Below are 13507 nucleotides of genomic sequence, written 5' to 3'. Positions count from 1 at the left end.
GCCGGTATCTCGCCTGGTCACTGCTGCACGCAGTCACCGCGTCAGTTTGCGGCGCAATGCCGCTGGAAAGCAACGCCGAATCAGGCGGCGATCTTAAAGCCGTCCCGACGCAAATCGTCCTGAACTTCGCTCATGCAGGCCCGCAAAATGGCCACGGCTTCATCGATCTGGGCACGGCTGATGACCAAAGTCGGCGAGAAGACGATGAGATGCCCCATCGGCCGGATCAGCAGGCCGCGCGGCATGCATTTCTCGAAGATGCGCCGCGCCACATCCCATTCTGCCGGCGGCACCGCCTTGGTCTTCTTATCCGCCGTGCACTCGATGCAGACCATGAAGTGGCTGCCGCGCACGTCACCGACCATATCGAGATCGGTGAGGGTTTCGAGCTGCTGATGGAAATAAGGTCCGACCCGTTGCACATGCCCGCAAATATCGTCGCGCTCGATGATATCGAGATTGGTGAGGGCAGCGGCACAGGCAACCGGATGCGCGGAATAAGTATAGCCATTGGAGAACGACTGGCCTTTGCCGGCGGTCTCCGTCAATTCGCTATAGAGACGGTCGGAAACCAGGAAGGCACCGAGCGGCACATAGCCCGACGTCAGCCCCTTGGCGCAGGTGATGATATCCGGCTGGATGCCGAACACCGGCTCCGACGCGAAGATATGACCGAGCCGGCCGAAACCGGTGACCACTTCATCGGAAATATAGAGGACATCGTATTTGCGGCAGATTTCCCAGGTACGGCGTTGATAGCCCGGCGGTGGCACGATCACGCCGCCAGAGGCGAGAAGTGGCTCGGCAATGAAACAGGCGACATTTTCCGGGCCGAGTTCGAGAATCTTGCGCTCCAGATCCCCGACCACCTGATCGCCATATGACTCAAGCGACATGCCGTCGGGCCGACGATACGGGTTGGGCGCCGGCAGATGGTGAATGAAGGAGGTAATGAGGTCCATGCGACCCCGGTCGGCCGGCTTGCCGGAGACCGAGGCCGAAAGCAGCGTGCTGCCGTGATAGGCATATTCCCGGGTGATGATCTGCTTCTTGTTCGGGCGCCCCTTGAAGTTGTTGTAGAAATGCACGAAGCGCAAAGCCGAATCCACCGCCGTCGAGCCGCCCGTGGTGAAGAAGACATGCTTGAGATCGCCCGGTGCGTGCCGGGTCAGCCGCTCGGCCAGCTCGATCGAGGGCGGGGTGCCGATGATGCCGAAGGGCGAAAAGTAGCAGAGCTTGCGCGCCTGATCGGCGATCGCCTGAGCCATTTCCTCACGACCATAACCGATATTGACGCACCACATGCCGCCGATCCCGTCGATCATGCGCTGGCCCTGGACGTTGTAAATGCACGCGCCCTCACCCTGTGCCACGATCAGCGGTTCGCGCGACTGAACGGTTCCCAGATCCACCCAAGGATGGATCATGTGATCGCGATCCTTGGCGGTCAAATCGGCAATGTCATAAGCGAAATTGCTGTTCGGCAAGACACGTACTCCCCTTTTTCTTGTCGTTGCTGTTTGTTGAACCGCCGTTTCAAAGCACGGCGGCGACCTTCAATCCCTCCAAAACGGCTTCCTCGGCGGTGCGCGGGGTCAAGCAATCGCCGATGACATGTGTTTCCACCGCCAAGCCGGCTAGCGCGTCTTCCAACTTGTGCACTCGCTCATGACCCAGCGATGCGACCAGCGTGTCGACCTCTTCGACGACCATGGCAGCGCCGCTGGTGGCATGCTGCAGATAGACGGTCGAGCCATCGACACCGAACAGGCGAGCATAGGGAATGACCTCGACGCCGAGATCATGCAACACACCGACCCAATGATCGCGGACGTATTGATGGACCCGCTGGCCGGCCATATAGCCGTCAACGGCCAGGCGAACGCGGCAGCCACTGCGCGCCAGCTTTTCTGCAAGGCCGAGACCGATCCAGTCGCAGCGCCAATCGGCGATCAGCACGGAAGCACCGATATTCACTTCGTTGCGGATGACCTGCCAGGCATTCACCACATGCGCCGTTTCCGCACCTTCGATCTCCGGCGTGCGCGGCTGCGCACCGGTGGCGATGATGACCACATCCGGCTTCTCCGCTTCGACAAGCTCGCGCGTCACCTCGGTTCGGGTCCGCACATTGACACCGGCCAGTTCCATCTCGCGGGTGAGATTGGTGACGATGCCGCCGAATTCGGCGCGGCTCGGCAGAAGCTGGGCCAGCAAGGCCTGGCCGCCCAGACGGGGTGAGGCTTCGCAGAGCGTGACGTCGTGGCCACGGGCCGCCGCGACCGCCGCGGCTTTCATCCCGCCCGGCCCGCCGCCGGCGATGAGGACCTTCTTTTTCACGACCGCGGGCTGCAGCTTGCCGTATTTCAGCTCGCGTCCGGTCTCCGGATGCTGAATGCAGGAGATCGGATATCCCATGTGGAAATGGCCGATACAGGCCTGGTTGCAGGCGATGCAGGCACGAATATCGTCAAGCTTCCCCGCCTCGGCTTTGGCGGGCATTTCCGGATCGCAAATCAGCGCGCGGGTCATGCCCACCATATCAGCCTGGCCGCTGGCGATGATCTTGTCGCCGTCCTGCGGCTGGTTGATGCGCCCGGCGACAAAAACCGGCGTCTTCACCTTGGCCTTCGCGGCAGCTCCGAAAGGAGCGACATAGCCGCTGGGAAAAGCCATCGGCGGGGCGATGTGAACAGCACCGCCGATGCTGGCTGAGGATCCGGCAACGATGTTGAAGTAGTCGAAACTACCGTCAAGCGCGACCAGCGCCTCCAGCGATTCGGCATCGGTCAGACCGTCGGCATCCTTTTCATCGCCGCTGATCCGCAAACCGATGATGAAATCCGGACCGGTCGCCGTCCGGACTGCCGCCACCACGTCGCGCAAAAAGCGAAGGCGGTTCTCGAAAGAGCCGCCATATTGATCGGTCCGCAGATTGACGCGCGGATTGAGGAACTGGGCGGGCAGATAGCCGTGGCTGGCGACGACTTCTACGCCATCGAGGCCTGCGGCTTGCAACCGCCTGGCAGCGGCGGCGTAGCCTTCGATCACTTCCTGGATCATGGCCAGCGACATCGGCCGCGGCATCACATGAAAACGCTCATTCGGCACGGCGGAGGGCGCATAGGCCACCGGCGCAGTGCCGTCCGAGCTTTCCATGATTTCGCGGCCCGGATGGAAGAGCTGGCCGAACAAGGCACAGCCATGCTGGTGCACAGCCTCGGCCACCTTGCGATAATGGGGGATGCAATCGTCGTTGGTCGCCATCAGAAGGTGCGAAGTATAGCGCGCCGTCTCATGCACGCCCGACACCTGCATGACGATCAACCCCACCCCGCCCTCTGCACGGGCCTGCTGATAGGCGACCAGCGCGTCATTGGGGACGAAGTTGGTGGGCAGGGTGGTGTCATGCCCGGTCGACAGAATGCGATTCTTGATCTCCAGGTTACGGATCTTGATCGGCGAAAACAGATGCGACAACTCGGCCATTGCCGGCACCCCCATCCTTTCTTCTACGCAGTATTGAATGCGACGTTGTTGTCCGGGCCGGTCCGGCCCGGTCAGCGGTTACAGATTGTGCCGGGCACGCCAATCGACGGGATGCAGGGCGTAGCAGACGACAGCCTTTTTGCCCTCATAGCGCAATGGCGTATTTTCCGGAATCCAGATGACATCGCCCGGGCGGCCTTCGATCACCCGGTCAGGCAGCCGCAGGCGAAACTCGCCTTCCAGCACGACGATCACTTCATCATAGAGAACGGTCCATTCGATCGAGCAATCGTCGAATTTGGCGACGCCGACGCCCATGGTCTTGCTGACATCGGGCCCAACCAGACGGCAAATCTCGGCGCTGCCCGGAGGACCGCCATATTTGTCGAATTGCATCTCCGCGCGCTTGAAATGCAAAGTCTCGGCCATTTTTGCTCCCCCTTCGTTCCATTGAAAAAATTGTTGCAGATTTCATCCCTAACTAGCCCCAGCGTGCCGGCCTGAGTCAAACGCAATCTTATGCTGATCGGCCACGCACCAGCGCGTGACAAAGGGATCATGGGTTCATGTCGGGGATCAGGCGCGCCTTGTTGCATTGCGTGAACGGGGTTGGCGCTGGGCGAAACAGTGATTTAAGCTCACCCGCAATGAGAACCGCATGGGTTATAAGCCGCCGCGCCGCCGGTTGTATGGGATGAACGTCATGTGGCTGGGTCAAGACCTGATCAGCACCAAATACCGGCTGCCGCCGAGCCCCGCCAATCTGGTGGAGCGGTTGCGGCTACAATTGCTGCTGGACAAAGCGAACGGCCGCAAGCTGACGACGATCTCCGCCCCGGCCGGTTTCGGCAAGACCACCTTGCTATTGCAATGGGCGCAACGGCTGGCACAGGACGGCCGGCGCATTGCGTGGCTGTCGCTGGATGCCGATGACGACGAAGTTCGCCGATTCCTATGTTATCTGATCGCCGCCTTGCAGACGGTCGACGCTGATATCGGTAAATCGGCCCTTACCTTGCTGCGCTCCAGCCCGATCCTTCCGACCGAATCAGTCTTGGCCGGCGTGATCAATGATCTGGAGCAATTGGGCTGTTCTCTGGTGATGATGCTGGACGATACCCATTGGCTGCAATCCCCCGCCGTCATCCAGGTGCTGGAGAGCCTGCTCAGCTATGCGCCGGCAAATGTTCATTTCGTCCTCGCCGGGCGCGGTGTCGTCCCGCTGGCAGCGGCGCGCTTGAAAGTCCATGGCCAGATGATCGATTTGCACGAAACCGATCTACGCTTCGATCTTGCCGAAACCGATGACTTTCTCAATCGCCGCCACGATCTGGCCTTGAGCCGCGACGATCTGATCGTCCTGCAGCACCGCACCGAAGGATGGATCGCTGGCTTGCAATTGGCCTCCCTCTCCCTGGACCGCCGCGTCGAACGCTCCGCTTTCATCAAGAGTTTTTCCGGTACGGATCGGGATATCGCCGATTTCCTCGCCAATGATGTTTTCATCCGCCAGCCGAGGGCGTTGCAGGATTTCATGCTCCGCACCGCTTTCCTCGATCGGCTGAATGCGGAGGTCTGCGCCGCCGTGACCGGCCAGGCCGTCAGCGAGAGCGCCGCCCTGCTGGCGATATTGAGCGAAGCGATCTCTTCCTCATACCGCTCGATGATGGGGCCAATTGGTTCCGATATCATCACCTTTTCGCCGATTTCCTGCGCCATCGAATGGAACGGCGCGCCATTGCCGAAATCCCGGACCTGCACCGCCGGGCGGCGAACTGGTACGAGGGCAAGGGCGACCTGATGGCGTGCATCAATCATTTGCTGCTGGCGGGGGCCAGCAATGAGGCGGCCGACAAGGTCGAGGCCTGCGCCATGGCCCTGATCGGCCAGAGTCACGTCCTGCAGCTCAGCGACTGGCTGCGCAAGATTCCCTATGAAATCACCGCGCATCGGCCGCGTCTGCTCCTGGTGCATGTCTGGCTGTGGTTCCATATGAACAAGCCCGTCGAAGCCGCAAAAATGCTGCGAGCCGCACGCCGCGCCATCACCGCTTTGCGTGATACGGTCAGCCCAGCCCAGTACGCGCTTTGGCAGGCGGAAATGCGCACCCTGGCAGCCGGCGTCACCAGTGCAGCCGACCGTTCCACCCGCGCCCGCCGTATCGCCGAAAGGTGGGCACCACAATTGCCGGAGGACCAACCCTTCCTGCATGGCACCCTGATGAACATCCGGAGCTATTGCGATTACTCCCTGGGCGATCTCGAGGCCGCCAAACAGGCCAGTGCCACGGCGCGGCGCAGCCATGTCCGCGCCCAATCGGTTTTCGGTATCGTCTATGCCGATCTCCTCTATGGCCTCGCGGAAAAGGCGGCTGGCAATCTCCGCCAGGCCGCCCAGCTTTTCGCGCGCGCCCAGGACATTGCCGAGGAGGCTTTGGGCGAAGGCTCATATGCCGCGGCTTTGGTCGGCATATTCCAATGTGAACTGCATTACGAATGGGACGATCTCGATGAGGCCGCCAGGCTGTTGAGCCGGCACCGCGAGATTGTCGAAGACAGTGCGCTCGTCGTGCATGAGGTCGTCGGCAAATTGATGTATACGCGCCTCGAAGCAGCTGCCGGCCGCATCGATAGCGCCTTGGGGCAACTCGACCGGGTCGAGCATCGGCAAGCGTCAGCGACACGGCGCACGCGCCTGTCGTTTGCGGTGTTGCATGAACGCGTCAAGCTCCTTCTGCAGCGCGGCGATACGGTAGGAGCGCGTCTGGCACTGACGGCGGTCGGCATCGACCCGGATGTATTTACCGGAAGCAGCAGCAGCGGCTTTTGCATTCCAACATCCGATTTCGACACGCTTGCCGTAACGAGGCTGCTGATCGCTGAAAAGCAATATGCACGGGCAACTGCAGTGCTCTGCAATCTCAATGCGCGGCTGGATCGGCAGGGTCGCGGCCGGCGCCTGATGCAAGGCAGGCTGCTTTTGGCCTTCTGCCGGCAGCAGGATCATGACCAGCAAGGCGCTGCCGATGCCATCGCTGCCAGCCTCCCGGCCATGGCGCAGCAGAACGTCATCCGTAGCGTGGTCGATGAAGGTGCACTGGCAGCGAATCTGCTGGCACTCCTCAATCAAGGTCCGGCCAGACAGCGGATTGCTGCGGCGGCCGGCAGCGATCACGAGATGGTCGAGCAATATTTGGCAAAGCTCGCAGCCCTCCTCGTCCCGGCGTCCATCAATGTCGACGCTTCCCAGCGATCGGGATTGAGCAGCCGGGAACTGGAAGTTCTTCGCCTCCTCAGCGACGGCCTTAGCAATCGCGACCTATCGCGCAAGCTTTCGATCTCGCACGATACGGTGAAGTGGCATCTGAAGAATATTTTTGGCAAGCTCGGCGTCGATAATCGGGCGCAAGCGATCTTGACCGCGCAACGTCTGCGCCTGGTCGATATTCGACGGCTATAAAGTCAGCAGCATTCCATGCCCGTCACCACCCGAAGGGGTGGGGCGTTTTTCGCACCACCCACCTGTCCGGGGCGTGACAGTTTTCGCAGGACCATGCAGCATTGGGATCATCACGACTGTCAGGGGAGAGCCATGGCGACCGGCTGGGTTTTTCACGAGCTTTATCTATGGCATGACACGGGCACCTACGCCTCGGTCTTCCAGCCCGGTTTGACCATCGAACCCGGCGAACATGCCGAAAATCCCGCGACCAAGCGCCGGTTCCGCAACCTTCTCGAAGTCTCCGGCCTGCTCGATCAATTGACACCGATCAAGCCGGTGATGGCGACCGATGCCGATCTCAATCGCTTCCACACCCGCGATTACATCGAAAAGATCAAGTCGCTGAGCGCCGCCAACGGAGGCGATGCCGGCCAGCTTACGCCTTTTGGCCGGGGCAGTTACGAAATCGCCTGCCGCTCCACCGGCGGGACCATGGCGGCGATCGATGCCGTAATGACGGGCCAGGTGAAGAACGCCTATGCTCTGGTGCGTCCGCCCGGACACCACGCCGAACGTGATCGCGGCCTTGGCTTCTGTCTCTTCGGCAACGTCGCCGTCGCCATCCTGCAGGCGCGGGAGAAGCATAAGCTCGCCCGCGTCGCCACGGTCGATTGGGACGTTCACCACGGGAATGGAACACAGCAAGCCTTCTACGAAGACCCGCATGTCCTGACGATCTCGATCCATCAGGATCGGCTGTTCCCTACACGTGGCGGCGGAATCGACGAGATCGGCAGCGGTGCGGGCGAAGGCCGAAACATCAATATCCCGATGCCCGCCGGTTCCGGCGTCGGCGCCTATCTCGCCGCCTTCGAGCGGGTGATCGTGCCCGCCTTGCGTAAGTTCAAGCCCGATCTGATCGTCGTTCCCTCGGGCTTCGATGCCGGCGGCACCGATCCGCTTGGCCGAATGATGGTGCATAGCGGCGGCTATCGCCAGATGACCCGCTTGTTGATGGAAGTGGCCGCCGATATTTGCGGTGGACGTCTAGTCATGTCGCATGAAGGCGGCTATTCCGCCACCAATGTGCCTTATTGCGGCCTTGCGGTGATGGAGCAGCTCAGCGGCAGTGCCACGGAGGTCAAGGACCCCTGGCGCCGATCATGGAAGAATGGGGCGGGCAGGATCTGCAGCCGCATCAGGAAGCGGCAATCGATCGCGCTGCTTTGACCTTGAACCGTTTGAAATAGCGGATTGGCCTGGCAGCTTCGCGTGGCAAGGATAAACATTCCCGTGGGAGGGACAGATGAAGAAAAATCAAAAACCGGACATCGTTTCCGAACTTGAAAACCCAGCGCGGCGCGGATTCTTCCGGAAATCGGCGGGCCTCGCCGCCGGGTCGGCCGCGATCCTCGCCGCCATGAATGACGGCGCGAAGGCAGATGGCGACCCCATCCCGGTTGGCCAGGCGACACCACTGACCAGCACTTTCGCCGCAGCCGACGGCAAGGAATTCCAGCGCGGCCTGCAACTGGCCTGTGAAGAGATCAACGCCATGGGTGGCATTCTTGGTCGGCCGCTGGAGCCAGTCTTCGAGGATACCAAGGATATGGGCGACGACGTGATCGCCCAATCGATCCAGCGTCTCATCGACCGGCATAACGTACATGCCATCATCAATGGCTACAATGTCGGCACCGGCACGGCGGAGCTTGATCCGGCGGCCGATGCCGGCATCATCCTCGTGCACTACAACACCGTGATTGCCCATAATCAGATGGTGAAGTCCGATCCCGACCGTTATTTCGGCTGCTTCCAGGGCGATCCTCCGGAATACTGGTATGGTCCTGGCCTGCTCGCTTATCTGGATACGTTGAAAAGCTCGGGCGAATTCAAGCCTGCCAATAACAAGATCGCCATCATCACCGGTCCTGGCACCTATAGCAGCAATATCGCCAATGCGGTGAAGGACAAGGCGGCTGAGCATGGCTGGCAGGTGAGCCTCTTTGAATCGGTGAATGTGCCGATCTCCCAATGGGGCCCGACCCTCGCAAAGATCCGGCAAGATCCACCCGCCGTCATCGCCGTCACCCATTTCTATCCCGCCGATCTGGCGCAGTTCATGCTGCAATTCGTGCCCGATCCGACGCCGAGCCTGATCTATATGCAATACGGCCCCTCGCTGGCCGCCTTCCGCGAGATCGGCAAGGAAGCGACCAAAGGCGTGCTTTATTCCACCGTGGTCGCTGCCTTGCAGGATGAGATCGGCAAGGATTTCGAAAAGCGCTACAAGGCGAAATTCGGTCCCGATGCCTCGCATTTGTCCGGCTGCCAGCCTTACGACGGCTGCTATATCTGGGCGCTGTCGGCGGCTCTGGCGGGCGGCACCGGCGAGCCGGGTAATGACGCGCAGAACCGGAAGGTCGCCGCAAGAATGCGTCAGTTGATCTATCGCGGCGTCAACGGCACCAGCCGGTTCATCCCGAATGAACAATCGGTCTATACCTATCCGACGCAAGTCAATGACTCGTCGCTCGGCATGCCCCATCAATATCTGCAGATCCAGGACCATACCAAAACACCGTTCCTGATTGCGCCGGCGCCTTACAGCACGGCCGCGTTCCAGCTGCCGCCCTGGATCAAATCGTGATGGCCATGACAGAAAGCATTCGATGACTGCCGACCAGACGCCGGTCTTATCCTGCCGTAACGTCAGCAAGAGATTTGGCGCGCTGGCGGCGGTCGCCAATCTCAGCTTCGACGTGAGACCTGGCGAGGTTCTCGGTATCGGCGGCCCCAATGGTGCAGGAAAGACGACGCTGTTCGAAGTCATTTCCGGCCTCAGCCCCGCCAGCGACGGCACTGTGGTCTTGGACGGCGAGAATATCACCCGTCTTTCACCGCATGCGATCTGTCATCGTGGCATCGCCCGACTGTTCCAGCTGAATGCCAGTTTCGATGGGTTGAGCATGCTGGAAAACGTGATGGTCGGCGCCTATTTCGGCAAAGCGAACCGCCTGCTGCCAGGATTGCGGATCGATGCCGCAAGCCGGCGCCGGACCCGCGATCTGCTGGGTCTGGTCGGCCTTGCCGATCGCGCCGATCTGCCAATGCGGCTTGCTTCGGTCTTGGAACGTAAGCTGATCATGCTGGCGGGCGCCCTCGCGACCGAACCGAAAGTCCTGCTGATGGACGAGCCGGTCGGCGGCCTGACCCCATCGGAAATCGACCGGGTCGCGGAGGTGGTGCGCAAGCTGCCGTCGCTTGGCGTGACTGTCCTGCTGATCGAACATGTGATGCGTTTTTTGACCCAGCTCTCGGACCGGGTTCTGATCATGCATCATGGCGAACGCCTGTTCGAAGGACCGCCGGATCGCCTTGCCCATGATCCGGCCGTCGTCTCGGTCTATCTCGGCATCGATGCCGCCGCCGCTTTGAAACAGACCGGCGATTCCGGAAGAGTTGCGCATGAGTGATCAGCCGCTTCTGCTCTGCCGCAAGCTTTCCGGCGGATATGCCAATCGCCGCGTGCTGCACGATCTCGATCTGACGGTCCGCGATGGCGAATGCGTCGTCGTGATCGGACCGAACGGACATGGCAAGACGACCCTGTTGCGAGCGATATCCGGCCTGCTGCCCGATATCGGCGGTGACGTCTCCTTGGCCGGTATCAACCTCCGCGCAAAATCTCCCGATGCGATCGTTGCAGCCGGTGTTGTTCATATCCCGCAAGGCGATCTTCTGTTTCCGGATATGACCGTGATCGAGAATCTCCTGATGGGCGCCTATCTCACGCGCGACCGGCAGGAGATCAATCGCCGTCTTGAGGAGGTCTTCACGCTTCTGCCCAAGCTGAAGGAACGCCAGAAGCAATTGGCGAGCACCCTCTCGGGTGGCGAACGTCGCATGGTCGGCATCGGGCGTGGCCTGATGAGCGGCGGCAGGCTGCTGCTGATTGATGAACCTTCCCTCGGCCTCGCGCCCATCGTCATCGAGCAGATATACAAGCTTCTGGACCAGCTTCGCCGCAGTGGTCGCAGCATCATGCTGGTGGAAGAAACGGCAAATCGTGCCCTGCCTTTGGCCGATGAGATCTATTTACTTGATGGCGGTCGTTTCGCCTGGCACGGCAATCCGACGGAACTGGCGAGTCGCACCGAATTGATCAACACCTATCTCGGAGCCTGAGCGATGGCGGTCGTCGTCCAGATCCTTGCCACCGGCCTGACTTTGGGGGCCATGTATGCCCTGGCGGCGATCGGCCTCTCTTTGGTCTGGGGCACGCTTGGCATGCTGAACATGGCGCATGGTGCTTTAATGACCATCGGCGCCTATCTCTGTTTCTGCGCCATCGCCATGCTCGGTCTGCCACTGATTCTCGGCCTTCCCGTGGCACTGATCGGCGGCGCCGTATTGGGCGCCGTCATCTACGAGCTGTGCGCACGCTTTCTCCTCCGCCGGCCGCAATTCGAGAATGCCGTCATGATCGCGACCTTCGGCATCGGCATTGCCCTGGAAAATAGCATCCTCAAGCTGTTCGGTGCCTATCCGACACCGCAGCCGCTTGCCGTTGCCGGCGACTTCGTCATCGCCACCGTTCATATTCCATATCAGAATTTGCTGATTTTCTGTCTCGCGCTCGTCCTGATGGCGCTGGTAGCCGGCTTGCTGGACTATACCCGCATGGGACGTGCGATCCGTGCGACCGCCCAGAACCGCGATGCAGCGCAATTGATGGGCGTACCCGTCACGCGGGTCTATCGACAGGTATTGGGCATTGCCGGCGCTCTTGCCGCCGCTGCCGGCGTGCTGATCAGTTCTCAATCGACCTTATCGCCTAGCATGGGCGGCGATCCGATGCTGAAAGCTTTCATCATCTGCGTCGTGGCCGGGCTCGGTAATGTGCGGGGCGCTGCAGCGGCTGCTATCGTCCTCGGCGTCATCGAGGCAGCGGCCCAGTATCTGTTCGGCGTGCGCTTCGGATTTGCAACCTTGCTGATCATCGTCATCGCCGCCCTGATCTGGCGTCCCTACGGCGTCTTCGGCCGGCGGCAAGTGGTGAGGCTGTGACATGATACGTGGGCTGCTCAGCCGCAAGGAAACCTGGTTTGGCGTTCTGCTGGTGGCGATGTTTGCCGCCTTGCCCTGGATTTCCGGTAATCGCTATCTGATCGGCCAGATGATCGTCTTCTGTCTGTGGGCGACCGTGGCGATGCAGTGGAACCTGGTACTGGGCTATGCGGGAATCTTCTCGCTGGCGCAGCTGGCGCTTTATGCCTGCGGTGCCTATGCAACCGCCATGTTGGGCTTCTTCCTCGGCTGGTCGATCTGGGCCGCCATGCCGGTCGCCGCCGTCATTACCGCCCTCCTCGGCCTTGCTATAGGCGCCGCATGTCTAAGGCTGCGCGGCGCCTATGTGGCGCTCCTGACCTTGGCCATCGCCCAGGTGATCTATGTCTTGATCATCACCGAGGCCGATTGCTTCACTTATATCGATGGCGTTTGCCAGCAGCTCTTCGGCGGTACGCGCGGCCTCAGCCGCTTCGGCGATCTCGGCTTCCGGCAGCTCTTTGGCTATAAGTTCATTTATGCCAATTTCTACCTGGCGCTGGCACTGCTGATCGTTTCGTCTATCGTCATGCTGATCATCATCCAAGGGCCGATGGGACTTGCCTTCCGGGCCTTGCGGGACAATCCCGGCTATGCCGTCTCGCGCGGCATCGACCGCTTCAAATACCAGTTGCTGGTCTCGCCGTTTCCGCCTTCTTCACCGGCCTGGCAGGCGCAGTCCAGGCAGCACATTTCAAATCGGCCGGCCCCAGCCTCTTTTCGCCGGCTTTGCTGCTCTTCCTGTTGGCGGCAATCGTCATCGGTGGTGTCGGCCGTTTCTGGGGACCGATCCTCGGGACCGCCTTGCTGATGCTGGCCGATGAGGGCCTCAAGGAAGTGTCCGATTACCGCAATATCGGTCTGGGGTTGCTGATTGCCGCTTTCGTCATCGTCATGCCACAGGGCCTCGCAGGCTGGATCGGTGGGGTGACGGAAAAGTCCCGGCATCGCCGGCTGGAGCGATCTCAAGGCGCCCGTCGGCCGGATTGAGGCTTCGGACACCAGGCGAAGAAAAGGGCCGCATCCCGAAGGATGCGGCCCCGATGTTTCGGCTAATGCGGGGTCGGCGGACTTAGAAGTCCATCCCACCCATGCCGCCCATATCGGGCGCACCGGCCGGAGCGGCCTTCTTCTCAGGACGCTCGGCGATCATCGCCTCAGTGGTGACCAGCAGGCCGGCGACCGAAGCCGCATCCTGCAGGGCGCAACGCACGACCTTCGCGGGGTCGATCACGCCGGCCTTCACCAGATCGGTGAATTCGCCCGTCTGGGCATTGTAGCCCCAGTTGGCCTGCTTGCCTTCCAGCAGCTTGCCGGCGATGACGGCGCCGTCGACGCCGGCATTTTCGGCGATCTGACGGACCGGCGCCTGCAGGGCACGACGGATGATGTCGATACCGACCTTCTGGTCGTCGTTCTCGTACTTCACCTTTTCCAGCGCCTTGATGGCATAGAGCAGAGCAACGCC

General features: G+C 61.1%; 11 protein-coding genes and 1 pseudogene. 8 read left to right on the top strand and 4 right to left on the bottom strand.

Going from position 1 to position 13507, the window contains the following annotated elements; genetic code table 11:
• Positions 1-80: 80 nt before the first annotated feature.
• The 3 genes from SMD27_RS22080 to SMD27_RS22070 form a co-directional block, all read right to left on the bottom strand.
• Positions 81-1487 (bottom strand): aminotransferase, encoded by a 1407-nt coding sequence (locus SMD27_RS22080; RefSeq protein ID WP_320510617.1) that lies wholly within the window; start codon positions 1485-1487, stop codon positions 81-83.
• 49 nt (positions 1488-1536) lie between these two features.
• Positions 1537-3489 (bottom strand): oxidoreductase, encoded by a 1953-nt coding sequence (locus SMD27_RS22075; protein ID WP_320510616.1) that lies wholly within the window; start codon positions 3487-3489, stop codon positions 1537-1539.
• A gap of 78 nt (positions 3490-3567) precedes the next feature.
• Positions 3568-3918 carry a hypothetical protein gene (locus tag SMD27_RS22070; RefSeq protein WP_320510615.1) on the bottom strand — a complete coding sequence of 117 codons (351 nt, stop codon included), beginning with the start codon at positions 3916-3918 and terminating at the stop codon, positions 3568-3570.
• Between the two features lie 274 nt (positions 3919-4192).
• Between SMD27_RS22070 and SMD27_RS22065 the strand changes: the two genes are divergently transcribed.
• The 8 genes and pseudogenes from SMD27_RS22065 (at position 4193) to SMD27_RS24285 (ending at position 13029) form a co-directional block, all read left to right on the top strand.
• The gene (locus SMD27_RS22065) at positions 4193-5290 is read left to right on the top strand and encodes a P-loop NTPase (RefSeq protein ID WP_320510614.1); all 1098 of its coding nucleotides are present in this window, start codon (positions 4193-4195) and stop codon (positions 5288-5290) included.
• Positions 5212-6948, top strand: a complete 1737-nt coding sequence (locus tag SMD27_RS22060; protein ID WP_320510613.1) for a LuxR C-terminal-related transcriptional regulator — start codon at positions 5212-5214, stop codon at positions 6946-6948. The genes SMD27_RS22065 and SMD27_RS22060 overlap by 79 nt, the downstream gene beginning before the upstream one ends.
• Before the next feature lie 132 nt (positions 6949-7080).
• Complete coding sequence (locus SMD27_RS22055) at positions 7081-8160, top strand: class II histone deacetylase (RefSeq protein WP_320510612.1); 1080 nt, start codon at positions 7081-7083, stop codon at positions 8158-8160.
• Between the two features lie 76 nt (positions 8161-8236).
• On the top strand, positions 8237-9580 hold the full coding sequence (locus SMD27_RS22050; protein ID WP_320510611.1) for an ABC transporter substrate-binding protein: 1344 nt from the start codon (positions 8237-8239) through the stop codon (positions 9578-9580).
• A gap of 22 nt (positions 9581-9602) precedes the next feature.
• Positions 9603-10406: an ABC transporter ATP-binding protein gene (locus SMD27_RS22045; RefSeq protein ID WP_320510610.1), complete on the top strand. Its 804-nt coding sequence runs from the start codon at positions 9603-9605 to the stop codon at positions 10404-10406.
• On the top strand, positions 10399-11118 hold the full coding sequence (locus tag SMD27_RS22040; RefSeq protein ID WP_320510609.1) for an ABC transporter ATP-binding protein: 720 nt from the start codon (positions 10399-10401) through the stop codon (positions 11116-11118). The genes SMD27_RS22045 and SMD27_RS22040 overlap by 8 nt, the downstream gene beginning before the upstream one ends.
• 3 nt (positions 11119-11121) lie before the next feature.
• Entirely contained in the window at positions 11122-12000 is an 879-nt protein-coding gene (locus SMD27_RS22035; protein WP_320510608.1) for a branched-chain amino acid ABC transporter permease, read from the top strand.
• Between the two features lies 1 nt (position 12001).
• A pseudogene (locus SMD27_RS24285) lies at positions 12002-13029 on the top strand (branched-chain amino acid ABC transporter permease).
• Between the two features lie 82 nt (positions 13030-13111).
• Here SMD27_RS24285 and SMD27_RS22020 read toward each other — a convergent pair.
• A partial coding sequence (locus SMD27_RS22020) for a TCP-1/cpn60 chaperonin family protein (RefSeq protein ID WP_320510607.1) occupies positions 13112-13507 on the bottom strand: 396 nt, incomplete at its 5' end.

This window comes from Dongia soli, assembly GCF_034044715.1.
GTDB classification, from domain to species: Bacteria; Pseudomonadota; Alphaproteobacteria; order Dongiales; family Dongiaceae; genus Dongia_B; species Dongia_B soli.
The sequence above is the reverse complement of the archived record's forward strand: the minus strand, read 5'-3'. Positions and strand labels throughout refer to the sequence as shown.